The organism is Wocania arenilitoris, assembly GCF_021728535.1.
GTDB classification, from domain to species: domain Bacteria; phylum Bacteroidota; class Bacteroidia; order Flavobacteriales; family Flavobacteriaceae; genus Wocania_A; species Wocania_A arenilitoris.
In genome coordinates, this window is record NZ_JAKKDU010000017.1 from 1 (window position 1) to 22,500 (window position 22,500).

General features: G+C 33.4%; 20 protein-coding genes, 3 tRNA genes, 2 rRNA genes and 1 pseudogene (1 of these 26 only partly in view). 14 read left to right on the plus strand and 12 right to left on the minus strand.

Annotated elements, in window-relative coordinates; translation table 11 throughout:
* Positions 1-449: 449 nt before the first annotated feature.
* Positions 450-522 (minus strand) — tRNA-Lys (locus L3X37_RS12995).
* Positions 523-670: 148 nt separating this feature from the next.
* Here L3X37_RS12995 and L3X37_RS13000 point away from each other — a divergent pair.
* Positions 671-1,192 (plus strand): shikimate kinase, encoded by a 522-nt coding sequence (locus L3X37_RS13000; RefSeq protein WP_237240608.1) that lies wholly within the window; start codon positions 671-673, stop codon positions 1,190-1,192.
* Here L3X37_RS13000 and L3X37_RS13005 read toward each other — a convergent pair.
* Both L3X37_RS13005 and L3X37_RS13010 read right to left on the minus strand, forming a co-directional pair.
* Positions 1,184-1,687 (minus strand): phosphoribosyltransferase family protein, encoded by a 504-nt coding sequence (locus L3X37_RS13005; RefSeq protein ID WP_237240609.1) that lies wholly within the window; start codon positions 1,685-1,687, stop codon positions 1,184-1,186. The genes L3X37_RS13000 and L3X37_RS13005 overlap by 9 nt on opposite strands.
* Positions 1,688-1,714: 27 nt before the next feature.
* On the minus strand, positions 1,715-2,086 hold the full coding sequence (locus L3X37_RS13010; RefSeq protein WP_237240610.1) for an RNA-binding S4 domain-containing protein: 372 nt from the start codon (positions 2,084-2,086) through the stop codon (positions 1,715-1,717).
* An 81-nt stretch (positions 2,087-2,167) separates the two neighbouring features.
* On the opposite strand from L3X37_RS13010, the gene L3X37_RS13015 reads away from it, so the two are divergent.
* Both L3X37_RS13015 and L3X37_RS15535 read left to right on the plus strand, forming a co-directional pair.
* Entirely contained in the window at positions 2,168-3,220 is a 1,053-nt protein-coding gene (locus L3X37_RS13015; RefSeq protein WP_237240611.1) for an FKBP-type peptidyl-prolyl cis-trans isomerase, read from the plus strand.
* Positions 3,221-3,333: 113 nt separating this feature from the next.
* Positions 3,334-3,504: pseudogene (locus tag L3X37_RS15535) on the plus strand (transposase); the annotation flags it as partial.
* 16 nt (positions 3,505-3,520) lie between these two features.
* On the opposite strand, the gene L3X37_RS13020 reads toward L3X37_RS15535, so the two are convergent.
* The 4 genes from L3X37_RS13020 to L3X37_RS13035 all read right to left on the minus strand — a co-directional run bounded on the left by L3X37_RS13020 (position 3,521) and on the right by L3X37_RS13035 (position 7,414).
* Positions 3,521-4,093, minus strand: coding sequence for a transposase (locus tag L3X37_RS13020; protein ID WP_262910831.1), 573 nt, complete (start codon positions 4,091-4,093; stop codon positions 3,521-3,523).
* A 709-nt stretch (positions 4,094-4,802) separates the two neighbouring features.
* The gene (locus L3X37_RS13025; RefSeq protein ID WP_237240613.1) at positions 4,803-5,453 is read right to left on the minus strand and encodes an outer membrane beta-barrel protein; all 651 of its coding nucleotides are present in this window, start codon (positions 5,451-5,453) and stop codon (positions 4,803-4,805) included.
* Positions 5,454-5,595: 142 nt separating this feature from the next.
* Complete coding sequence (locus L3X37_RS13030; RefSeq protein WP_237240614.1) at positions 5,596-6,549, minus strand: transketolase family protein; 954 nt, start codon at positions 6,547-6,549, stop codon at positions 5,596-5,598.
* 19 nt (positions 6,550-6,568) lie between these two features.
* Positions 6,569-7,414, minus strand: coding sequence for a transketolase (locus tag L3X37_RS13035; RefSeq protein ID WP_237240615.1), 846 nt, complete (start codon positions 7,412-7,414; stop codon positions 6,569-6,571).
* 169 nt (positions 7,415-7,583) lie between these two features.
* Between L3X37_RS13035 and tgt the strand changes: the two genes are divergently transcribed.
* The 7 genes from tgt (at position 7,584) to L3X37_RS13070 (ending at position 15,105) form a co-directional block, all read left to right on the plus strand.
* The gene (gene tgt / locus L3X37_RS13040) at positions 7,584-8,714 is read left to right on the plus strand and encodes a tRNA guanosine(34) transglycosylase Tgt (protein WP_237240675.1); all 1,131 of its coding nucleotides are present in this window, start codon (positions 7,584-7,586) and stop codon (positions 8,712-8,714) included.
* A 76-nt stretch (positions 8,715-8,790) separates the two neighbouring features.
* Positions 8,791-9,867, plus strand: a complete 1,077-nt coding sequence (locus L3X37_RS13045; RefSeq protein ID WP_237240616.1) for an LptF/LptG family permease — start codon at positions 8,791-8,793, stop codon at positions 9,865-9,867.
* Positions 9,854-10,753 (plus strand): DMT family transporter, encoded by a 900-nt coding sequence (locus tag L3X37_RS13050; protein ID WP_237240617.1) that lies wholly within the window; start codon positions 9,854-9,856, stop codon positions 10,751-10,753. The genes L3X37_RS13045 and L3X37_RS13050 overlap by 14 nt, the downstream gene beginning before the upstream one ends.
* A 59-nt stretch (positions 10,754-10,812) precedes the next feature.
* Positions 10,813-11,766: an acetyl-CoA carboxylase carboxyltransferase subunit alpha gene (locus L3X37_RS13055; protein ID WP_237240618.1), complete on the plus strand. Its 954-nt coding sequence runs from the start codon at positions 10,813-10,815 to the stop codon at positions 11,764-11,766.
* A gap of 168 nt (positions 11,767-11,934) precedes the next feature.
* Positions 11,935-13,476: a replicative DNA helicase gene (gene dnaB, locus L3X37_RS13060; RefSeq protein WP_237240619.1), complete on the plus strand. Its 1,542-nt coding sequence runs from the start codon at positions 11,935-11,937 to the stop codon at positions 13,474-13,476.
* 134 nt (positions 13,477-13,610) lie between these two features.
* Entirely contained in the window at positions 13,611-14,795 is a 1,185-nt protein-coding gene (locus tag L3X37_RS13065; RefSeq protein WP_439654840.1) for an asparagine synthetase B, read from the plus strand.
* Between the two features lie 226 nt (positions 14,796-15,021).
* On the plus strand, positions 15,022-15,105 hold the full coding sequence (locus L3X37_RS13070) for an EF-hand domain-containing protein (RefSeq protein WP_237240676.1): 84 nt from the start codon (positions 15,022-15,024) through the stop codon (positions 15,103-15,105).
* Here L3X37_RS13070 and L3X37_RS13075 read toward each other — a convergent pair.
* The 5 genes from L3X37_RS13075 to thrS form a co-directional block, all read right to left on the minus strand.
* Positions 15,102-15,545, minus strand: coding sequence for a hypothetical protein (locus L3X37_RS13075; RefSeq protein WP_237240621.1), 444 nt, complete (start codon positions 15,543-15,545; stop codon positions 15,102-15,104). The two genes, L3X37_RS13070 and L3X37_RS13075, sit on opposite strands and share 4 nt — an antisense overlap.
* Positions 15,546-15,913: 368 nt before the next feature.
* Positions 15,914-16,258, minus strand: a complete 345-nt coding sequence (rplT, locus tag L3X37_RS13080; RefSeq protein WP_237240622.1) for a 50S ribosomal protein L20 — start codon at positions 16,256-16,258, stop codon at positions 15,914-15,916.
* Between the two features lie 102 nt (positions 16,259-16,360).
* Complete coding sequence (rpmI, locus tag L3X37_RS13085) at positions 16,361-16,558, minus strand: 50S ribosomal protein L35 (RefSeq protein WP_040250651.1); 198 nt, start codon at positions 16,556-16,558, stop codon at positions 16,361-16,363.
* Positions 16,559-16,648: 90 nt separating this feature from the next.
* Entirely contained in the window at positions 16,649-17,188 is a 540-nt protein-coding gene (gene infC, locus L3X37_RS13090; protein ID WP_369409905.1) for a translation initiation factor IF-3, read from the minus strand.
* A 48-nt stretch (positions 17,189-17,236) separates the two neighbouring features.
* Positions 17,237-19,171, minus strand: coding sequence for a threonine--tRNA ligase (thrS, locus tag L3X37_RS13095; protein ID WP_237240623.1), 1,935 nt, complete (start codon positions 19,169-19,171; stop codon positions 17,237-17,239).
* A gap of 847 nt (positions 19,172-20,018) precedes the next feature.
* Here thrS and L3X37_RS13100 point away from each other — a divergent pair.
* The 4 genes from L3X37_RS13100 to L3X37_RS13115 form a co-directional block, all read left to right on the plus strand.
* Positions 20,019-21,540: ribosomal RNA gene (locus tag L3X37_RS13100) — 16S ribosomal RNA — on the plus strand.
* 144 nt (positions 21,541-21,684) lie between these two features.
* Positions 21,685-21,758: transfer RNA gene (locus tag L3X37_RS13105), tRNA-Ile, on the plus strand.
* A 166-nt stretch (positions 21,759-21,924) separates the two neighbouring features.
* A tRNA-Ala gene (locus L3X37_RS13110) sits at positions 21,925-21,998 on the plus strand.
* Positions 21,999-22,264: 266 nt separating this feature from the next.
* A 23S ribosomal RNA gene (locus tag L3X37_RS13115) occupies positions 22,265-22,500 on the plus strand; it runs 2,591 nt beyond the window's last position.
* The 16S and 23S rRNA genes sit together here with 2 tRNA genes alongside, the layout of an rRNA operon.

The following is a 22,500-nucleotide window of genomic DNA, read 5'->3' on the forward strand; positions in this document are numbered from 1 at the left end:
TGATTAATGATTTTGCATTGTGTTCTCTGTTCATTGTAATGATTTTTAAGGTTAAAATTATAATCTTTTTTCTCTCTTAAAAATCAACCTATAAAAGTTCACTTTTTGCTGACGTTAAACAAACAGTTATTCGAACGTAAATGTCAGTTTGATTGTTTTTTACACGTGCGGTATATATCCAAAAAAGGATAGAAAATGTTGAAGAAGTACGCATAGTTGTCGCCTTTAAAGTGTTAAACATTTAATGACGAAAGTCAAATCAACTATTACTCATATAATCAGCAGGTTACAAGGATAATCGTCAACAATTTTTTTACGAATTTAAATGTTGACGATTTGTGACCTTTTTAAAACCAAATCATATCAAATTAAATGATTGACTAAAAACTATAAAACCTTGCTAATCATAAAATTAGCAAGGTTTTGATTTCGGATGATATCCTATTTAGTGACCGGGCTGGGGCTCGAACCCAGGACCCTCTCCTTAAAAGGGAGATGCTCTACCAACTGAGCTACCAGGTCATTAATTTATAATATAGCTAACAATATTACTGTTAGCGGGTGCAAATATAAAATGTTTAATTAATAAAACAATACTTTTTATGAATTAATTTTTGTTTTTTTGTGCTTCAAAAATGGATGTTTTTAATAATCAATTTGCAACAAAAAAATGAACATAGTTTTAATTGGATATATGGCTTCTGGAAAGACCTCAATTGGTAAAAAATTAGCAAATAAATTAGGTTATAATTTTATTGATTTAGATGATTTAATAGAAGAAAACGAAAATTTATCTGTTACTGATGTTTTTAAATCTAAAGGGGAAATTTACTTTCGAAAGCAAGAGCATGTTTATTTAAATAAGGTTTTAAACTCAAAAGATAATGTTGTTTTATCAGTTGGTGGTGGTACGCCATGTTATAGTAATAATATGAATGTAATTGTTAATGATGATAATGTTAAAAGTATATACCTAAAAGCCTCAATTACCACATTAACTGAAAAGTTGATGAGAAAAAAAGCAAAGCGTCCACTTATTGCACATATTGAAACTGAAGATGCCATGGCTGAATTTATTGGGAAGCATCTTTTTGAACGTGTTCAATTTTATAATCAAGCTGAAATACAAGTTTCTATTGATGGAAAAACCAAGGATGATATTGTTGAAGATATTATTCTACAATTATTCTAAAACAGCTTTAAAATTTTTACCTTCTAGAACAACACTTACATGCTCATGTAAAGATGTTGATAATGAAATTCCTTTAAAATCAGCTTTAACAGGATATTTTTTATGATTTCTATTTACCAAAACAGCTGTTTTAAATTGTTTTAGTGGGACATCTAAAAAATGTTTTACACCATAAATTAGAGTGGTGCCAGAGTTTAAAACATCATCAATTAAAACTAAAGATTTGTTTTTATAATCAGTTGCAGAAATAGATGTTTTAATTTTAGATGAAGGATTCTTTTTATCAATACTAACTTTACAAAGTATCGGTTTTATATCAGATATTTTACTAAGAGCAGTTTTTAATTTTTTTGCAAGGATATAGCCATTACTATCAATTCCAGCTAATATAACCTCGTTCTCATTCACATTATTTTCATATATCTGAAAAGCAATGCGTCTAATTTTATGATTAATTTCAGTATGCGTTAAAATCACATTATTAGTGGTAGTCATAAATTGTAATTAAATTAAAGCTTAAAATTACTCATTTTTATCAGTAAAATCATCAATATCTCTTCTATCTTTTTTTGTTGGTCTTCCAACCCCTTTTTTTCTGTAATAATCTTTAGCATATTTTAAAAGCTCTTGAGCTTCAAATTGTTCTTTTGGTGTTATATCTGTTCTGTAAATATCAACCAATTTTGCACTAATTCTACTTTCAGGAATATCATTAACTTTTAATTTATAGTTAATTTGATTCTTCCTTAGCTCAATAACATCTTGTGCAAATACCTCTCTACTAGGCTTAACAACATCATTATTTACTTTAACCTGTCCTTTTTTGCAAGCTGTTGTTGCTATCGATCGGGTTTTGTAATACCTAATATACCATAAATACTTGTCTATACGCATACAATTATTCTAAAAACTACGTTAATGTTGTTGTACAAAACTATATTAAAATTGTATCTTGCGGCTCAAAAATAGTTAATAATGAGAAAAGGAAAAATAGCTTTATCTATCTTATGTTTATTAGTGGGGGTTTTATCTTGTAATAAAGATGATGATGGTGGCGGTTTTACAGAAATTCCACTAAGGGATAGAACCGAGCAACAAGCCATGGATAAAGACTCTTTAGTTAAATACTTAAATGGTCATTATTATAATGCAAGTGCATTTGTGTCAAATCCAAATCCAAGTACCAAAGACTTAATAATTACAGCACTACCGTCTGGTGGTGGTGTTCCAGATCCTGATAATAACAAATTATTAATGGATGATGTAGAATTGAAAACGGTAACTTTTTCTGGTGCAAACTATGAGTTTTATATTCTTAATTTAAATCCTAATGCAGGAGGAAAATCTCCTAACTTTTCGGATCAAGTTCGTGTAAATTACGAAGGTTTTACTTTAGATAATGAAGTTTTTGATAGTGCTGTTAACCCAGTAAATTTTGATTTATTAAATTTAGTACCTGGTTGGAGAAAAGTAATGCCTTTTTTTAAGAGTGCGGAAACATTTATGATTCAAAACGATGGAACAGTAGATTACACAAACCATGGAGCTGGTGTTATGTTTTTGCCTTCTGGCTTGGGGTATTTTGGTACACCTACAACAGGAATCCCGTCCTACTCATCAATTATTTTTAAGTTTGATTTATTTCAAGTTTCTGAAAGCGATCATGATAATGATGGTCTGCCTTCATATTATGAAGATATAAACAGTGATGGCGAATTTACTATTGCTGACCCTGAAGATGATACCGTAACTCATGATGATACTGATGGCGATAATAATCCTGATTATCTTGATTTAGATGATGATGGTGATGGTGTGGCTACCTTTGATGAACTAGAACAAAAAATATATACTGTCGATACTAATCAAGCAGAAGAAGAACCTGTTCTTGGAGAAAAAGAATTTGAATTTAGTAGGTCTAAAAGTGATGGTGTAATTACAATTAAAACGGTTACAGTTAAAGATTCTAATGATGATGGAATTGATGATTACCTTGACATAAATATTACGATAAACTACAATATTTAATTGTAATAGATAAATAAAACCAAAAAAGAGGCTGTCTTAAACGGCAGTCTTTTTTTTGCAAATTTTTGAGTTAATGATTAACTTTAAGAATAAGCAAAACAGAAGTTTAGAGATACGATCAAGCCCAGTTAAGTCTATTACCACCCAGTTATGATTTAGTTCCAATAAATCATCCCGTTCGCATAGTAAATACGATTATTGATAATATAGATATCAGCGCTTTAGAGAAAAGTTACAAAGGCGGCGGTACATCAAGTTATCATCCTAGGATGTTATTTAAAGTATAATGCGAATCAAGGGTTAAAAGATTAATATTATAAAAGCCGCTGCAAGTCTACCATAAGCATGTAAAGTTAAACCTTTAGTAGATCTCACCTTGCTAGCTTTTTGTATATTGGCTTTTTCAATAAGCCAATTAAAGAGCGATTCTATTGGCTGTCTAATTTTCGATACAGCTCTAGAGTATAGGTCGTTTGTAGCTCTATCAAGCTTTTTTAAAGCATTGGTCATTCCTTTGACAGCTTTTACAGGAGTCAACATTTCTGAATTGAAAGTTGCTTTCATGTTTTGGAAAAAGCTATCATTATTATATATTTTATCACCAAAGAATGTACGGTTTTCTATTTCAGACCAAAGGTCTTTGTATAAAGCAAGGTCATTTACCGAAGCATGTGTAAATACAATTTGTTCAGGGTGCGGTAATTTATTTATACGACGAAACCCTAGAGCATGAAGTTTCATACCATAATAATACATTCCTTTAGTAGAACAATAACCTTTATCTGTTATTTCTTTCGCTACTTTGCCTGAACGCTTTGCTAAACAAGTAATAATAGGCATAGAATCCAATAAACTATGAGTATCACAACACAATCATTAGGTTTAAAATTTTTTAAAAGATGCTCCACTAAAGTATTCATTGAGCCTGAGATTCTATTAAGCCTATTGTTAAAAGCTTGGTAGCTCCCTAAGTTGGGAAACCAACTCATTAAATAGTCTTGTGCAAATTGATGGATTTGTTTTATTTTAAAAAATACCTTGATAGTGCATCACAAATAAATATATGGTTATAATTTCTTGGTCTGTAAGCTTAGGCTCATTATTGTTACTGAAGCGTTGGCAATCAAACTGTAAACTTTCTTCATACTTTTCACATATGTAATAATAAATTATTACTAACTTGTAATCCTTGTTGTTGAGATTTGTATCCAAAATAATCTTGTTGAAATTGACTATTAAGATACTAAAAATCAATAACTTAAGCAGGTTTGAATCGTTTGTTTTGAATTAATTAAGCTTGTTTTTTTATTATATTCTCAACCCTTGATTCGCATAAAATATGAACTTTAAACGCTTTATGTTAAGAGGAATCGACAATGTAAATGTAGAGATAGGCTTAATTGCAATGGCACATAACCTTAAAAAGCACAGTTTAGCTATATAAAAGCACTTTAACTATTTTAATTTTGAAGATTTTTATTCAAAACTTCAAAACCAAATTCTAAACCTGAAAAATACCAAAAAGAAAATCGCCTAAAAATTGCTTTTTAGACGACCTCTTTTTGTTAAATATAAGTTACATTTATAAGACTAAAGATAAACTTAAAATAAGTTGATCAGGGCGTGTATCTAATCTGTTGTCCACATTAATACCGTTGTTGTCTAAAAAGGAAGCTTCGTTGTTGCTTAAACCTCTTTCGTATCTAACATCTATACCAAGTTTTTTAAAGTTTAGTCCGATACCAAAATTTAGTCCAAGCGAAAAATCATTTTCTATTTTGTTAATTGAAAGATCTGAGGCTTTAAAATTAGTATCTAATATATATTGAAATGATGGTCCGCCAAAAACACTAATTGGTCCTAACACTTTAATACCAACCAGCATAGGGGCATCAATTTTTTGCATTTCAAAAGTATTGCTAGTGTAATCGCTTTTTGTGCTTGTGTAAATCAGTTCTGGTTTAAAGTAAATTTGTTTACCAAATTTGCCAAAAACCCCAAAATGGTAGCCAATATTTCTATCAGGGTTTTGGGCATTGTTACTTATAGATTCAAAATAGTTTCCATTGGCGTTGTAATTTAAACCTGCTTTAAATCCAAAGCCACTTACTGTTTGAGCATATGTAGCATTAGAAATCGATACTAAAAATAATAAGGTAATAAAAAATAAATTTTTACTAATAGGGTTTTTAATTTCATTTTTGTGTTCGTAAAATTGTTTTAAAATTTTCATAAATTGTCGTTTTTTGTGATTTTGAATTATAGTATCAAAAACGCTGCCAAACGTTAATTATTTCTTAAACAATGAAGTTGTTAAAATAAAAAGCTCCTTTTAATTTAATGAAAGAACCTTTTTTTATAAATAATGTATTGAATTATTTTCTTTTAATTACAGCTTGTGCTTTTTTAACAATTGATGTGCTATTTAAACCATACTTTTCCATGAGCTGAGCTGGTGTTCCAGATTCACCAAAAGTATCGTTAGTGGCAACAAACTCTTGCGGAGTTGGTTTGTGCAACGCTAATGTTCTTGAAACACTTTCTCCTAAGCCACCTAAAAAATTATGTTCCTCAGCAGTAACAATGCAACCTGTTTTTGTAACCGAATCTATAATAGTTTTTTCGTCCAAAGGCTTAATAGTATGAATATTAATGACTTCAGCCGAAATACCTTGCTCAAATAAAACTTTAGAAGCTTCTAAAGCTTCCCAGACTAAATGTCCGGTTGCTACAATAGTAACATCAGTTCCTTCGGTAAGTTTAATAGCTTTACCTATTTCAAACTTTTGATCTTCTGGAGTAAAAATTGGTACAGCTGGCCTTCCAAAACGTAAATATACGGGACCTTCGTGGTCTGCAATAGCAATAGTAGCTGCCTTAGTCTGGTTATAATCACAAGTATTAATAACAGTCATACCGGGTAACATTTTCATCAATCCAATATCTTCTAGAATTTGGTGAGTTGCGCCATCTTCACCTAAAGTTAATCCAGCATGCGATGCACATATTTTTACGTTTTTACCTGAATAGGCAATAGACTGACGAATTTGATCGTAAACTCTACCTGTAGAAAAGTTAGCAAAGGTACCTGTAAAAGGGATTTTTCCGCCAATGGTTAAACCAGCTGCTATGCCCATCATGTTGGCTTCTGCTATACCCACTTGAAAAAAACGTTCTGGGTTTTCTTCAATAAATTGATTCATTTTTAACGACCCAATTAAATCTGCACATAGTGCTACAACGTTAGGGTTAGTTCTACCAAGCTCGGTTAATCCTGCGCCAAATCCGCTTCGTGTATCTTTTTTTTCTGTGTAAGTGTACGTTTTCATTTTTGTTTTTGATTGATGGTTAATAATCACCTAAAGTTTCTGGATTTTGCGCTAAAGCACTTTTTAATTGCTCATCGTTAGGAGCTTTACCGTGCCACGCGTGTGTGTGCATCATAAAATCTACACCATTACCCATCATGGTAGTTAGTAAAACACAAACTGGTTTTCCTTTTCCTGTTTCTGCTTTTGCTTTAGCCATTCCTTTAAAGATAGCATCTATATTGTTGCCTTCTTCAATCTCAATCACTGTCCAACCAAAAGCTTCAAATTTAGCTTTAATGCTTCCCATTGGTAAAACATCATCTGTGGCACCATCAATTTGTTTTCCATTTAAATCAACTGTGGCAATTAAATTATCTACTTTTTTTGCAGATGCATACATAATGGCTTCCCAATTCTGTCCTTCTTGTAATTCGCCATCTCCATGTAAAGAATACACTAAGTGTTTATCTCCATTCAGTTTTTTAGCTTGTGCAGCACCTAAAGCAATGCTCATGCCTTGACCTAAAGAACCCGATGCAATACGAATGCCTTCTAAACCTTCGTGCGTTGTAGGATGCCCCTGTAAACGTGAGTTAATTAATCTAAAGGTATTTAACTCATCTGACGAAAAATAACCTGTTCTAGCCAAAACACTGTAATAAACTGGGGAAATATGTCCGTTTGATAAAAAGAAAAGATCTTCACCAATACCATCCATATCAAATTGGTCTTTTCTGTCCATAATCTCACTATAAAGTGCTACAAAAAATTCTGCACATCCTAATGAACCCCCAGGGTGACCAGAGTTTACTTTGTGTACCATTCGTAAAATATCTCTACGAACTTGAGTTGTTAAATCTTCTAATTGCTGTGTGTTTGGCATGTTGTGATAGTTAATTTTTAAGCTGCAAAAATAGACTTTTTTTAAAGCTAAAGCAAAGAGATTTAAGGCACTTATTAACTAAATATTAAGATTTGCTAACAATTATAAATTTATTAATAAATTAATGAAATTTACTTATTTATCTTTGCGAACTTATACGGTTATATTGATGAAGTTTGAATTAAAAGCAAAAGATTCTCTAAGTAAAGCTAGGGCAGGAAAAATTACAACCGATCACGGTGTTATAGAGACCCCTATTTTTATGCCTGTTGGTACGGTGGCCACTGTAAAAGGCGTGCATCAGAGAGAATTAAAAGATGATATTAATCCTGATATTATTCTTGGTAATACATATCATTTATATCTACGTCCGCAAACTTATATTCTTGAAAAAGCTGGAGGATTGCATAAGTTTATGAATTGGGATAGAAACATTTTAACCGACTCTGGTGGTTACCAAGTATATTCACTTTCAGCAAATAGAAAAATAAAAGAAGAAGGTGTAAAGTTTAAAAGTCATATAGACGGCAGTTATCATACTTTTACACCTGAAAATGTGATGGAAATTCAACGTAGTATCGGTGCCGATATTATTATGGCTTTTGATGAATGTACACCATACCCGTGTGATTATAATTATGCAAAAAGATCGATGCACATGACGCATCGTTGGTTAGACCGTTGTATAAATCACTTAGAAAAAACACCTTTAAAATACGATTATAATCAAGCATTTTTCCCCATAGTTCAAGGTAGCACGTATAAAGATTTACGTAAACAATCGGCAGAATATATAGCCAATACTGGAGCAGTTGGTAATGCTATTGGAGGCTTATCAGTAGGCGAACCAGCTGAAGAAATGTATGCCATGACTGAGGTAGTTACAGAAATTCTACCTGAAGATAAACCGCGTTATTTAATGGGTGTTGGTACACCAATCAATATTTTAGAAAATATTGCGTTAGGTGTAGATATGTTTGATTGTGTAATGCCAACACGTAATGCCAGAAACGGGATGTTGTTTACAGCTAATGGTTCAATAAATATTAAAAATTTAAAGTGGGCAGATGATTTTTCGCCAATTGATGAGATGGGCATTACATTTGTAGATACCGAATACAGTAAAGCATATTTAAGACATTTGTTTACCGTTAATGAGTTGTTAGGAAAGCAAATAGCTACCATACACAATTTAGGGTTTTATTTATGGTTGGTTCGCGAAGCGAGAAAACATATATTAGCAGGAGATTTTAAAACTTGGAAAGATAAAATAGTAAAACAAATGGATAAACGCCTTTAAAAGAGAAACGTTATTTAGTTTTTTAAGAATAATATAAATTACAAAAACACCTTTTCTTTGAAGAGGTTGAGAAAGGATGAAAATATTAGACTGGTACATATTAAAGCGTTATTTGTTTACATTTTTTATGATGTTGCTCTTGTTTATTCCCATAGGAATTACAGTGCACCTTGCCGAAAAGATTGGTAAAATTCTTGAAAACGAAGTCCCTTTTGGAGCTGTTATGGCATACTTGCTAGACTTTACAATCTATTTTGCACATTTATTATTTCCTTTATTTTTATTTTTATCGGTAATTTGGTTTACATCTAAACTAGCCAATAATACTGAGATTATTGCTTTTTTAAGCTCGGGTGTATCGTTTTCAAGATTTTTAAAGCCATATCTGTTTGGTGCTTTTTTCGTTGCTATTATTGCACTAATTATGGGTTTGTATTTAGCACCAAAGGCAAGCCAAGGGTTTAACGATTTTAAGTATAAATACCTTAATAAACATAGGAAAGTAGCAGATAACTTAAACGTTTTTAGACAAATTAACGATAACGATTTTATTTACGTAAGTAGCTTCAATCTTAAAAAGAAAGAGGGCAGTAATTTTACTTTAGAGCATATTAAAGACAATAAACTCATTTATAAAATAAAAGCGAACTCCATAAAGTATATTGAAAGTGATACTATTTATCGATTAAAAAATTATGAAAAGCGTACGATTGGTGAGTTTGATGATATTATAGAAAAAGAGAAAAGAAAGGATACGTTATTTTCTTTTGATGTTGACGATTTAACCCCTGTTATATATGCTGCAGAAACGAAAAGTTACGGCGAATTAAAAGAATTTATTGCAAAAGAACAAAAGCGGGGGTCTTCTAATATAGGACGTTATCAGTTGGTGCTTTTTAGAAAATGGAGTTTGCCAGTTTCTGTTTTTATTTTAACCATTATAGCGGTTGCTGTATCATCAATAAAAAGACGTGGTGGTATGGGTGTTAATTTAGCCGTTGGTATTTGTATAGCAATGGTTTTTGTATTCTTCGATAAAATTTTTGGAGTTATGGCAGAACAATCAGACTTTTCACCATTAATTGCAGCTTGGTTTCCTAATGTTATTTTTGGTATTTTAGCTATATACCTTTTACGCAATGCCAAACGCTAAACTCAAAAACTATTTACACCTTCATTTTTTAGTTTTTATTGCAGGTTTTACCGCAATTTTAGGAGAGCTTATTACCATAAAAGCCATTCCATTAGTTTGGTATAGAATGGTTATGGCTTCTATTTTGATGCTTATTTATATTAAAGTTGCAAAGGTGAAATTAAAAGCTTCCCCAAAGACTATCATTAAATTTTCATTAGCAGGTATCATTATAGCTTTACATTGGATTACTTTTTTTGGATCTATAGACGAGGCAAACATTTCCATTGCTTTAGCTATGTTCTCAACAGGTGCTTTTTTTGCTTCTTTTATAGAGCCTCTTATATACAAAAGAGCAATTATTTGGTACGAAATTGTTTTCGGAATAATGATTGTTATAGGTGTTTTTGTAATTACACAAAGCGAATTTAAATATATAAATGGCATTATTTTAGGCATATCATCTGCATTCCTATCATCACTATTTGCAGTGCTTAATGGTAGTTATTTAAAGCAACACACAGCAACAGTTATTTCTTTTTACGAATTTTTAAGTGGTGTGTTATTCATTTCAATTTTTATTTTCTTTTTTGGAGAAGGGTTTTCAACAGATTTTTTCAATCTTAGTACTTCAGATTTTGGTTACCTTTTTATTTTAGCCTCTATCTGTACAGCTTATGCTTTTATTGCTTCAGTTTATGTAATGAGACTTATTAGCCCCTATACAGTAGTTTTAACCTATAACTTAGAACCTCTTTATGGGATATTATTAGCTATTTTATTATTTCCTGAAAAAGAAAAAATGAGTACCGAGTTTTATTATGGTGCCTTTGTAATTATTGCAACGGTAATGCTAAATGGTATTATAAAAAATATGAGAGCAATAAAAAGAAAACCCACATATTAACGTATCATAATTAAAGTTTTTATATTTGTACACTAACTAAATTGAAACTAAAAATTCTTATGGAATACTTAGAGTTTGAATTACCAATAAAAGACCTTGAAGATCAGCTACAAAAATGTAGAATAATTGGAGAGGAAAGTGAAGTTGATGTTACTGAAACTTGCGAACAAATTGAAAAGAAATTAAAAGCTACCCAAAAAGATATTTACAAAAACCTAACACCTTGGCAGCGTGTGCAATTATCACGTCATCCTAATAGACCTTATACCATGGACTATATTAATGCTATTTGTGGTAATACATTTTTAGAGTTGCATGGCGACAGAAATTTTAAAGATGATAAAGCCATGATTGGCGGCTTAGGAAAAATAGGCGACCAGAGTTTTATGTTTATTGGCCAGCAAAAAGGCTACAATACAAAAACAAGACAATACCGAAACTTCGGGATGGCAAATCCAGAAGGCTACCGTAAAGCATTACGTTTAATGAAATCTGCTGAAAAATTTGGAATTCCTGTTGTAACGCTATTAGACACTCCAGGGGCTTACCCAGGTTTAGAAGCAGAAGAACGCGGCCAAGGAGAAGCCATTGCTAGAAATATTTTAGAAATGACACGCTTAAAAGTGCCAATTATTACCATAGTTGTTGGTGAAGGTGCATCTGGCGGTGCATTAGGTATTGGCGTAGGCGACAAGGTGCTTATGCTTGAAAACACTTGGTATTCTGTAATATCTCCAGAATCCTGTTCTTCTATTCTTTGGCGTAGTTGGGAGCATAAAGAAACGGCAGCAGAAGCTTTAAAACTAACAGCTACTGATATGAAGAAGTTAAAATTAGTAGACGAAATTATAAAAGAGCCACTTGGTGGAGCCCATAGAGACAAAGAACATACATTTACTACAGTAAGTACTACAATTTTAAAAACTTTTGATGCGCTTAAAAACTTATCACCAAAAGATTTAGTGTCTCAGCGTATGGAAAAATATGCCCAAATGGGTGTTTATAAAGGCTAAACCTTTAAAAATCATAACATAGTAAAATCTGAAGTTGTTAACTTCAGATTTTTTTATGGTTATCGACAATATTTATAAGTTATTAACAGTTAAATTGTTAACTATAGGTTAACAATACAAACTCACTTTGTCTAACAAAACACGCGTAATTTAATTACTTTCGTAGCTATGAAACAGCCAAGTCAAATCCAAGGGTACAAAGTAGATAAAAGCACTATTATTAGTCTTGAAAAAGGGAAAATACCGCCTCAAGCACTTGATTTAGAAGAAGTTGTTCTTGGAGCGATGATGATTGATAAAAAGGGAGTTGATGAGGTTATTGATATTTTAAGTCCAGAAGCATTTTACAAAGAAGCGCATCAGCATATTTTTGAAGCTATTTTTCAATTATTCGAAAACAGCGAACCAGTCGACTTATTAACCGTTTCTACACAGTTAAAGAAAAACTCTAAGCTTGAATTAAGTGGTGGTGATTTTTATTTGATTTCGTTAACCCAAAAAGTATCATCTTCAGCTCATATTGAGTTTCATGCACGTATTATTTTACAAAAATTTATTCAGCGTAGTTTAATAAAAATTTCTAGTGAAATTATTGAAGATTCTTATGATGAAACAAAGGATGTTTTCGATTTATTAGATAAAGCCGAAGCTAAATTATACGAAGTTACACAAGGTAATATTAAAAAATCAAGTGAAACAGCTCAAGATTTAGTTATTCAAGCAAAAAAGAAAATTGAAGAAATTTCTAATAAAGAAGGGTTAAGTGGTATTCCAACAGGATTTAATAAGCTTGATAAATTAACTTCTGGTTGGCAACCATCCGATTTAATTATTGTTGCAGCACGTCCTGGTATGGGTAAAACAGCCTTAACCTTGTCTATGGCACGAAATATTGCTGTAGATCAAAATATTCCAGTAGCTTTTTTCTCTTTAGAAATGGCATCTGTTCAATTGATTACGCGTTTAATTTCTAGCGAAACAGGATTATCGTCAGAGAAGTTAAGAACAGGAAAGCTTGAAAAACATGAGTGGGAACAACTTAATGTAAAGGTTAAAGGTTTAGAAAAAGCACCACTGTTTATTGATGATACACCATCACTTTCAATTTTTGATTTACGTGCTAAAGCCAGACGATTATCTTCCCAACACGGTATAAAACTCATCATGATTGATTACTTACAATTAATGACTGGCGGAAGTAGTCATGGAGGAAACAGAGAGCAAGAAATTTCGATGATATCAAGAAACCTAAAAGCTTTGGCAAAAGAATTGAATGTTCCAGTAATAGCCCTATCGCAATTATCTCGTGCAGTTGAAACCCGTGGAGGGAGCAAACGTCCGTTATTATCAGATTTACGTGAATCTGGAGCTATTGAACAAGATGCAGATATTGTAAGTTTTATTTACAGACCAGAGTATTACAAAATTGATGAATGGGATGATGAAGAGCGAACACCAACCGAAGGACAAGCAGAATTTATTGTGGCTAAGCACCGTAATGGAGGACTGGAAAACATCCGCTTAAAGTTTATAGGGCATTTAGGAAAGTTTGATAATTTAGATGATTTTGATTCGCCTTTCGAGTTTCATTCTAAAATGAATGCTGCTGCAAATGATGATACATTTAAATCCGATAACTTTAAAGCAAGTCCAGACCAGGCCTTTGGTAGCTCGTTTAACGATGATGAGGAAAGTGACGTTCCATTTTAAGAATTAAACTCCTGTTAAACTACTCATATTAAAAATAAATTTTGATTATCTTTCGGTTTATGAAAAAGACCCTGCTAATCATTATATTCATCTTCATTTCATTAAATGTTTTTGCATCCTACATTCTCGTTCCAATGGATGCTGAAACTCAAAAAAATCATTTAAAAGCTTACGGGATAACCTACTGGACACTTGGTAAACAGCTAAAAGTAAAATGGTTACTTAACTATCGTGGTGGTTCTTTTTTATTACCTGATACAGGTGATATTCAGCGTGAGTGTCAAATTCGAGGGGTGTCGTTTGAAGTTATTTCTAATTCAAAAGCAGAAAGTATTCTTGAAGATATAAGTAGTCCAAGTAAAAATATGGAAGCTGTAGTTTTAGAAAAAGTGCCAAAAATTGCAGTTTATACACCCTATGGAAAGCAGCCTTGGGATGATGCTGTAACTATGGTTTTACAATACGCTGAGATTCCTTATGAAACTATATATGATGAAGAAGTTTTAAACGATGGCTTATTATTATTTGATTGGTTGCATTTGCATCATGAAGATTTCACGGGGCAATTTGGCAAGTTTTATGGTGCATATAGAGCAGCAAATTGGTATATAAAAGAAAAAGAAGAAGCCGAAGAATTGGCTGCAAAATTAGGTTACAGTAAAGTTTCTGAAGCTAAACTAGATGTTGCTTTAAAAATTAGAAATTATGTAATTGGTGGTGGTTTTATGTTTGCTATGTGTAGTGCTACAGATAGTTTTGATATAGCTTTATCTGCTGAAGGTATTGATATTTGCGAACCCATGTTTGATGGAGACGGAAGTACACCTGGATACCAAAGCAAAATAGATTATACTAAAACTTTTGCTTTTACAAACTACACTTTAGAAACAAATCCGAAAGTTTATGAGTTTTCTTCAATTGATATGACTAGAAAACGCAGGATATCAAAAACAACAGATTATTTTTCACTAATGGAATTTTCAGCTAAATGGGATCCAATCCCAACCATGTTGTGCCAAAATCATACGGCTTTAGTAAAGGGGTTTATGGGACAAACAACTTCGTTTACAAGAGAAGATATAAAATCCAATGTATTGATAATGGGTGAAAACAAATTAAACGAAGAAGCTAAATATATCCATGGCATTAAAGGAAAAGGTTTTTTTACATTCTACGGAGGGCATGATCCAGAAGATTATCAACACCGTGTTGGAGATGCAAAAACCGAATTAGATTTGCATCCAACATCTCCAGGTTATCGTCTTATTTTAAATAATGTATTGTTTCCTGCGGCTAGAAAGAAAAAACAGAAAACGTAATTTTTTTTAATTTAGAATATGTAATATTATACCTCTATCGCTTCTAAAAAACAAATACTCAGAAAAATTCAAATAGTAATTACAAATCACTTTAATACTCCAGAAGATGCTTTTAATTTTTTGATAAAAGCAGAAACGGAAAACTATCAAAAAAAGAAATAGTTAAGCTCTTAAAAGATGCTGAAATAATTGGATTTATTCGTGGTATTGTATCCTCACAAAACTTATTGAAGGTTACGATAAAGATAATGATGGTTATATAAACTGGAGAGAGTTTAAAACCGCAGTTAACAAGATTAATAAAAGTTAACTTCCTGTAACCGCTCTAGTTTCTAATTGAAATAAATAAATAAATCCATCCGCACCAGTTCCTGTAGACATTTTATTTGTGTCAAGTGTAAATGTACTCTGGTTAACATTAAAACTTCCTATTTCTTCATCATCAACTAAAAGGTAAGTATTACCATCAATATCTAATACAGAAAAACTATAAGTTCCACCGTCTAAGCCATCTTCAATGCTATCATCTGTATTATTATTATCAACTGTAAGAGTACCAGTATCATCATCAAAATTCCACACTATAGTATCAACATCAAACCTTTCATCAATTCCAGCTACACCACCTGTTACTTGGATTAAGTGCCAATAATATTCTATCTCTTGAGGAGCTGAAGAGTCCGATTCATTCAATGAACAGCTTGAAAAAACAAAAAAACAACTTAAAACAAATATTACACTCTTTTTCATAATTATAAATTTAGGGTTTAATTTATAGATGAACAAACTTAAAAAAGGTTGCGTAAAATTAAACTTGAATACTAATTAATACATCAAGCAAACTTAACCTAAATACAAAACGGTACATTTGTTAAATGAAATTTTTTTCAAAAAGAGATACAATTAAAACCGCACAAAAGAGGGTTTTATTTAATTATTAATTATGTCTTGAGTGCTATTCCTGAAATTGTTTAATAAAAATGGTATAAACTTTAAAAACAAAAAACTGATGGTTTAATCTTAAAGGAGAGTCAACTAATAGAATAAAAAAAATCCGACTCAATTAAGAACCGGATTTTTATTAAGCGAATAATATGTTTTACAATAGGCGATAAGCCTTATTTTACTTTCTCTACTACAGCTTTGAAAGCTTCTGGGTTATTCATAGCTAAATCTGCTAAAACCTTACGGTTTAATTCAATATCATTAGCTTTTAATTTTCCCATAAATTGAGAATAAGATAAACCATGTTCTCTAGCTCCTGCATTAATACGCATAATCCATAAAGCACGGAATGTTCTTTTTTTGTTTCTACGGTCTCTGTACGAGTATTGCATCGCTTTGTCTACCGCATTTTTTGCTACTGTCCAAACATTTTTACGACGCCCGAAATAGCCTTTTGCTTGTTTTATTACCTTTTTTCTTCTGGCTCTTTTGGCTACAGAATTTACTGATCTTGGCATAATTTTAATTGTTTTTTGTAGTAGGCGGTTAATGATAATCAACACTTTTATTTTTGCCTAACTCCAGGGTTTATAAATTGTTTTAACCGATTAAAACTTTAGTTACTTTAATCGTAACATAGTTTTAATATTATTTTCGTCAGCTTTATGTACTAAAGTATCATGAGTTAACGCAAGCTTACGCTTTTTAGACTTCTTTGTTAAGATATGACTCTTAAAAGCGTGCTTTCTTTTAATTTTACCAGTACCTGTAAGCTTAAAACGCTTTTTAGCACTAGATTTTGTTTTCATTTTAGGCATTTTCTCCTAGTTTTTTAATTATTTCGCTTAATTACTTTAGTGCTGAACTTGTTTCAGCATCTTATTTTTATACCTTTAGTATTTTTGTTGTTACTTTTTTGGAGCAATAAACATAGTCATTCGTTTTCCTTCTAAACGAGGCATTTGCTCAACTTTTCCAAACTCTTCTAGGTCTTGTGCCAAACGTAATAGCAATATCTGACCTTGTTCTTTAAATATAATCGATCGTCCTTTAAAAAATACAAATGCCTTTAATTTAGCACCTTCTTTTAAGAACTTTTCTGCATGCTTCTTTTTAAATTCGTAATCATGGTCATCTGTATTTGGGCCAAAACGAATTTCTTTAATGGTAACTTTAGTAGCCTTCGCTTTTAAAGCTTTTTCACGTTTCTTTTGTTCATAAAGAAACTTTTTATAATCCATAACCTTACAAACAGGAGGATCAGCATTTGGAGAAATCTCCACTAAATCTAATTCTTGCTCATTGGCTATTCTCATAGCGTCACCTTTAGTATAAATACCAATTTGAACGTTATCTCCAACAAGTCGTACTTTTTGAGCAGTAATCTTAGAGTTAATTTTGTGCTTATCTTCTTGTGAAACCCTTCTAGGTTGATGTCTTCTTCTAATTGCTATGGCGTTATGGTTTTAAATTAAACTTATTTATTTTATTGTGTGTTAAAATGATTTCAACGTTTTTTTAATATCTTCTTTTATTATTTCAGAGAAAGCATTTATGCTAATCATACCTAAATCTGCGCCTCCATGTTGCCTTACAGTAATCTTGCCTTCTTTCTCTTCTTGCTCTCCAATAATAATCATATAAGGATGTTTTTGCATTTCTGCTTCACGAATTTTCTTCCCTATAGTCTCACTTCTGTGGTCTACAAGGGCGCGAATTTCGTCATTTTCTAGCAAATTTAAAACTTTTTCAGAGTATTTTTCATATTTCTCACTTAATGACAAAATAATTGCTTGAGTTGGCATTAGCCAAAGTGGGAAATTACCTCCTGTATGTTCTAATAACAAAGCCACAAAACGTTCCATACTCCCAAAAGGAGCACGATGAATCATAATAGGTCTATGTAACTCATTATCACTGCCTTTATAGGTTAAGTCAAAACGTTCAGGAAGTGTATAATCTACCTGTATTGTACCTAGTTGCCAACGTCTTCCTAACGCATCTTTTACCATAAAATCTAATTTCGGACCATAAAATGCTGCCTCGCCAGTTTCAATTACATAATTTAAACCTTTGTCCTCAGCGGCGTTAATTATAGCTTGTTCTGCTTTTTCCCAATTTTCAGGATCACCAATATATTTGTCTGGATTTTCAGGATCCCTTACAGAAACTTGTGCAGTAAAATTTTCAAACCCTAAAGAACCAAAAACATAAAGCACTAAATCAATAACGTTTTTAAACTCTTCATCCAACTGATCTGGAGTACAAAATAAGTGAGCATCATCTTGAGTAAAACCTCTTACACGAGTTAAACCATGAAGTTCGCCACTTTGTTCGTATCTATAAACAGTTCCAAATTCAGCAAAACGTTTCGGTAAATCTTTATAACTCCACTGGCTGCTTTTGTAAATTTCACAGTGATGCGGGCAATTCATAGGTTTTAACAAAAATTCCTCATCTTCCCTAGGAGTTGTTATTGGCTGAAAACTATCTTCGCCATATTTAGCATAGTGGCCAGATGTTACATATAAATCTTTATGGCCAATGTGTGGTGTTACTACCATTTCATAACCAGCTTTCTTTTGTGCGGCCTTTAAAAAGTTTTCTAAACGCTCGCGCAATGCAGCACCTTTAGGCAGCCAAAGCGGTAAACCTTGACCAACCTTTTGCGAAAACGTAAAAAGCTCCAACTCTTTACCAAGCTTTCTGTGGTCACGCTTCTTAGCCTCTTCAAGCATTTGTAAATACTCAGTAAGCTCTTTTTGTTTTGGGAACGAAATGCCATAAACACGTGTTAACTGCGGTTTGTTTTCATCACCTCTCCAATACGCACCAGCAACACTTAAAACTTTAACCGCTTTTATAATACCAGTATTAGGTATATGTCCACCACGACATAAATCAGTAAAAGTAGAGTGATCACAAAATGTAATAGTACCATCCTCTAAATTTTCAATAAGCTCCTTTTTAAAAGGATTACCCTTATATAAATCTAAAGCCTCAGCCTTACTAGCAGATCGCATTTTAAAATCGTGTTTACCACGTGCAATCTCCAACATTTTATTCTCAATAGCCTTAAAATCTTTTTCAGATATCGTATGCTTACCAAAATCTATATCATAATAAAATCCATTTTCAATAGCAGGTCCAATAGTAAGTTTAGCATTAGGGTACAATTCCTCAATCGCCTGAGCCAAAACATGCGCACTACTATGCCAAAAAGCAGTTTTACCAGCATCATCTTTCCAAGTGTATAAAACTAGAGAGCCATCAGTTGTTAAAGGAGTAATAGTTTCCACAGTTGTACCATTAAAACTTGCCGAAATCACATTTCGCGCAAACCCTTCACTAATACTTTTAGCAACATCCATTGGTGTAACGTTATCTTCAAACGTTTTTAAACTGCCATCTGGTAAAGTAATATGTCTCATTAAAATAAATTAAATTCAGTTTGCAAAGATACTAGTATAAATAAATCCACACAATATATATATAGGTATAATTTTTTTAATGGCGTTCCCCATAAAATGGGTCGGGCTTTCACTAGTCGCTCCTCCTGCGTCGGGAGCTCCAACAAGCCGTTCAATCCCTAACGCGTTTAAGTTAGCAAAATGCATTTATTAGAGTAACATTCAATTTATTCTTAAAAAGACCAAGAAATAATTCATAGTGTAAAATATAAGTTTATCTACTATAATAAAAGTATTAATAATAGAATAACAATATAAGTAAGTCATCATACAACCAATCGTTTTCGTGCATCAAAAATCGTTCAACTTAGCATTTTCATACGCGATAACACCTTGTAATTTTTAAAAAAACAAAAAAATATTAGCTATAACCCTCAGATAACGAGTTTATTAAAACAGACAAAAAGATAGTGATAAAAAAAAGGCAAAAAAGTCATTGTGTAAATAAAAAAGGGTAGTATGTTTGCACGCTCAAAACGGGTAAAATTGTTTTGTAATAAGTTCATTTATAGTTATCGATTTAAAGATAAAAAAGGCTATGATAATTTTTTTTCAAAAAAAGATAAAAAAGTATTGTGAGAGATAAAAAAGGGTTTTATATTTGCACCCGCTAAACGAGGAAACGAGTTTAAGTAAAGAGATAAAAAGTTCATAAACATATTGAATTGACAGCGTAAGATTAAAACTGGAAACGGAATTAATCAACAAAGAGAATAGACCATTTTGAGTACTAGAGAGATTCTAATTAGTTGTTAAAATGCTTAAGACATATAGCGTAAAGCTTATAAGTCAAGAGCAGTACAAATTAACGATGAAGAGTTTGATCCTGGCTCAGGATGAACGCTAGCGGCAGGCCTAACACATGCAAGTCGAGGGGTAACAGAGAGTGCTTGCACTTTGCTGACGACCGGCGCACGGGTGCGTAACGCGTATACAATCTACCTTATACTGGAGAATAGCCCAGAGAAATTTGGATTAATGCTTCATAGTATGTCGACCTCGCATGGGGATGACATTAAAGGATACGGTATAAGATGAGTATGCGTCCTATTAGCTAGATGGAGTGGTAACGGCACCCCATGGCAACGATAGGTAGGGGCCCTGAGAGGGGGATCCCCCACACTGGTACTGAGACACGGACCAGACTCCTACGGGAGGCAGCAGTGAGGAATATTGGACAATGGAGGCAACTCTGATCCAGCCATGCCGCGTGCAGGAAGACTGCCCTATGGGTTGTAAACTGCTTTTATACAGGAAGAAACACTCCCTCGTGAGGGAGCTTGACGGTACTGTAAGAATAAGGATCGGCTAACTCCGTGCCAGCAGCCGCGGTAATACGGAGGATCCAAGCGTTATCCGGAATCATTGGGTTTAAAGGGTCCGTAGGTGGATAATTAAGTCAGAGGTGAAAGTCTGCAGCTCAACTGTAGAATTGCCTTTGATACTGGTTATCTTGAGTTATTATGAAGTAGTTAGAATATGTAGTGTAGCGGTGAAATGCATAGATATTACATAGAATACCAATTGCGAAGGCAGATTACTAATAATGAACTGACACTGATGGACGAAAGCGTGGGGAGCGAACGGGATTAGATACCCCGGTAGTCCACGCCGTAAACGATGGATACTAGCTGTTCGGACTTCGGTCTGAGTGGCTAAGCGAAAGTGATAAGTATCCCACCTGGGGAGTACGTTCGCAAGAATGAAACTCAAAGGAATTGACGGGGGCCCGCACAAGCGGTGGAGCATGTGGTTTAATTCGATGATACGCGAGGAACCTTACCAGGGCTTAAATGTAGAGTGACAGGCTGAGAGATCGGCTTTTCTTCGGACACTTTACAAGGTGCTGCATGGTTGTCGTCAGCTCGTGCCGTGAGGTGTCAGGTTAAGTCCTATAACGAGCGCAACCCCTGTTGTTAGTTGCCAGCATGTAAAGATGGGAACTCTAACAAGACTGCCAGTGCAAACTGTGAGGAAGGTGGGGATGACGTCAAATCATCACGGCCCTTACGTCCTGGGCTACACACGTGCTACAATGGTAGGGACAGAGAGCAGCCACTGGGCGACCAGGAGCGAATCTATAAACCCTATCACAGTTCGGATCGGAGTCTGCAACTCGACTCCGTGAAGCTGGAATCGCTAGTAATCGCATATCAGCCATGATGCGGTGAATACGTTCCCGGGCCTTGTACACACCGCCCGTCAAGCCATGGAAGCTGGGAGTGCCTGAAGTCCGTCACCGTAAGGAGCGGCCTAGGGTAAAATCGGTAACTAGGGCTAAGTCGTAACAAGGTAGCCGTACCGGAAGGTGCGGCTGGAACACCTCCTTTCTAGAGAAAGACGACTAAAAAGTATCATAACTATTACGAAAGATAGTTTATTCTCTATTAGCTGTTAATTTAAAATAATAAGTCACCAGAAAACGGTGGTCAGTAATAAGTATTACTGAAGACTGAAAACTGAAGACTATAAACAGTCTCATAGCTCAGCTGGTTAGAGCGCTACACTGATAATGTAGAGGTCGGCAGTTCGAGTCTGCCTGAGACTACAACCTAAGGTTGATTTTGTTATTAAATAATTTATTATTTAATAAAGAATTGATTTTATACGTTCATTACAAATTGAAAAGGAAAATCTAGAAGAGGACTATCCACCAAAGAGTCGGCAACAAGCGACTGCATACTGCAGACTGTGGACTGTCAACTTAAAGAAACGGGGGATTAGCTCAGCTGGCTAGAGCGCCTGCCTTGCACGCAGGAGGTCATCGGTTCGACTCCGATATTCTCCACAGGGTCGAAATGTTAAGAAAATGTCTAGTAGACATTTTTAACGTAGGAGCCAGATGGCGCTTAGGCGTCGTCGTAAAGTTCATTGACATATTGAAAAAAGATACATGAAATTAAAATTAGACATTAAGTTTAATTTTAAGTAATAATAATTCCGATTAATTAGAATCACGAGCGATATCTAATTAATCATATATTTAGTTATAAGCTAAAGGCTAATAGCCAAAAGCAAGGAGCTAAATATAACTCATTAAAAAAGCAAAAAGTACAATAAGCTAAATAAGGGCGTATGGGGAATGCCTAGGCTCTCAAAGGCGAAGAAGGACGTGATAAGCTGCGAAAAGCTGCGGGGATCAGCACACATGAATTGATCCGCAGATATCCGAATGGGGCAACCCACTATATTGAAGATATAGTATCCTTTAAGGAGGCGAACCCGGAGAACTGAAACATCTAAGTACCCGGAGGAGAAGAAAACAAAAGTGATTCCGTTAGTAGTGGCGA

Bases quoted from the DNA above. Each gene is read 5' to 3' on its own strand.
- tgt (WP_237240675.1), top strand. From the start codon at position 7,584: ATGAAGTTTGAATTAAAAGCAAAAGATTCTCTAAGTAAAGCTAGGGCA.
- thrS (WP_237240623.1), bottom strand. From the start codon at position 19,171: ATGAGACATATTACTTTACCAGATGGCAGTTTAAAAACGTTTGAAGAT.
- L3X37_RS13075 (WP_237240621.1), bottom strand. From the start codon at position 15,545: ATGAAAAAGAGTGTAATATTTGTTTTAAGTTGTTTTTTTGTTTTTTCA.
- L3X37_RS13005 (WP_237240609.1), bottom strand. From the start codon at position 1,687: ATGACTACCACTAATAATGTGATTTTAACGCATACTGAAATTAATCAT.
- L3X37_RS13055 (WP_237240618.1), top strand. From the start codon at position 10,813: ATGGAATACTTAGAGTTTGAATTACCAATAAAAGACCTTGAAGATCAG.
- rpmI (WP_040250651.1), bottom strand. From the start codon at position 16,558: ATGCCTAAAATGAAAACAAAATCTAGTGCTAAAAAGCGTTTTAAGCTT.
- L3X37_RS13000 (WP_237240608.1), top strand. From the start codon at position 671: ATGAACATAGTTTTAATTGGATATATGGCTTCTGGAAAGACCTCAATT.
- L3X37_RS13065 (WP_439654840.1), top strand. From the start codon at position 13,611: ATGGATGCTGAAACTCAAAAAAATCATTTAAAAGCTTACGGGATAACC.
- dnaB (WP_237240619.1), top strand. From the start codon at position 11,935: ATGAAACAGCCAAGTCAAATCCAAGGGTACAAAGTAGATAAAAGCACT.
- rplT (WP_237240622.1), bottom strand. From the start codon at position 16,258: ATGCCAAGATCAGTAAATTCTGTAGCCAAAAGAGCCAGAAGAAAAAAG.
- L3X37_RS13025 (WP_237240613.1), bottom strand. From the start codon at position 5,453: ATGAAAATTTTAAAACAATTTTACGAACACAAAAATGAAATTAAAAAC.
- L3X37_RS13030 (WP_237240614.1), bottom strand. From the start codon at position 6,549: ATGAAAACGTACACTTACACAGAAAAAAAAGATACACGAAGCGGATTT.
- L3X37_RS13010 (WP_237240610.1), bottom strand. From the start codon at position 2,086: ATGCGTATAGACAAGTATTTATGGTATATTAGGTATTACAAAACCCGA.
- L3X37_RS13015 (WP_237240611.1), top strand. From the start codon at position 2,168: ATGAGAAAAGGAAAAATAGCTTTATCTATCTTATGTTTATTAGTGGGG.
- L3X37_RS13035 (WP_237240615.1), bottom strand. From the start codon at position 7,414: ATGCCAAACACACAGCAATTAGAAGATTTAACAACTCAAGTTCGTAGA.
- L3X37_RS13045 (WP_237240616.1), top strand. From the start codon at position 8,791: ATGAAAATATTAGACTGGTACATATTAAAGCGTTATTTGTTTACATTT.
- L3X37_RS13050 (WP_237240617.1), top strand. From the start codon at position 9,854: ATGCCAAACGCTAAACTCAAAAACTATTTACACCTTCATTTTTTAGTT.